1 protein-coding gene is annotated in these 987 nt (G+C 41.8%); it reads left to right on the forward strand.

The window, feature by feature from the left end; genetic code table 11:
- Positions 1-179 precede the first annotated feature (179 nt).
- On the forward strand, positions 180-987 hold an 808-nt coding region (locus BCT81_RS27285; RefSeq protein WP_133152749.1), incomplete at its 3' end, for a PAS domain-containing protein.

Here is a 987-nt window from a genome sequence, read left to right on the forward strand (position 1 = left end):
AATTATCCTTAATAAAATTTTAATCCATTTTCCATTCAGTAAAATTACGCTAGTGTAGTTAAATGATGAATATCATACTTTGCATGTAGAGTCTCGCTGCATTTACCCTGTCTATCAGCAATATACCCAAGTTAATGCAAAGCACCTTTTTGCGGTAGAGATTAATTGATCAGACCGATATGAGTATCCAACTAGACTTAACGACAGCCTTACCTTGCCAGAACTTCGATTCTGCCCAAGGATACATTACCCTCCAGGATCATCAGGTCATTGATGTCGACGATAATATCGCGACCCTATTTGGTTACGATGACCGAGAATCGCTACTAAAGAATGTCGATTTCGTCTATGCCTTAATACCCGATAGCTACCATGGCACAGTGCGTGAACGCTACGTTTCTGCAATCAAAGGTCAGCTACAAAAAGGTAAAGTCTATAAAGATATCCCTATTAATGGACGCCGACTCTCTTTGTTTAGCCTTGCGCACATGATTAAGCTCAACAACCGTCCAGCTCTCCGCGTTATGCTTGTCGATATTACGGCAGTTGTCGCATCTGAGCGTAAGCTCCAAGAAAAAGACCACATGTACCGGACGCTACTGAAAAGCTCGAAACAAGGTGTGCTCATTCATCAAAACTTCAAACCTTTGATGGTCAATCAGGCATGGGTTGAAATGCAGGGTGCTAAATCTATTGAGCAAGTCCTTGCTATGAATTCGGTCATCTCTATTATTCCACCCGACAATCGTATCAACGCTCTAAAGCGTAGCCAGAATATTATGGCCGGTCACACGCCGAGTTTTAGTTTAGTGGTCGAAAACCGTTGCCTTGATGGAAGTAAAAAATACTTCAATATTTACGACAACATCATCTACTGGGAAGGTGAAAAAGCGATTCAAGTGGTGGTCGAAGATGTCACTAGTAAAGTCGCACTAGAAAAGGAGTTAATTCATCGCGCACTTCACGATGACCTTACGCAGGTATTAA

Origin of the sequence: Vibrio sp. 10N.261.52.A1, assembly GCF_002876325.1 — a bacterium.
GTDB classification, from domain to species: domain Bacteria; phylum Pseudomonadota; class Gammaproteobacteria; order Enterobacterales; family Vibrionaceae; genus Vibrio; species Vibrio chagasii.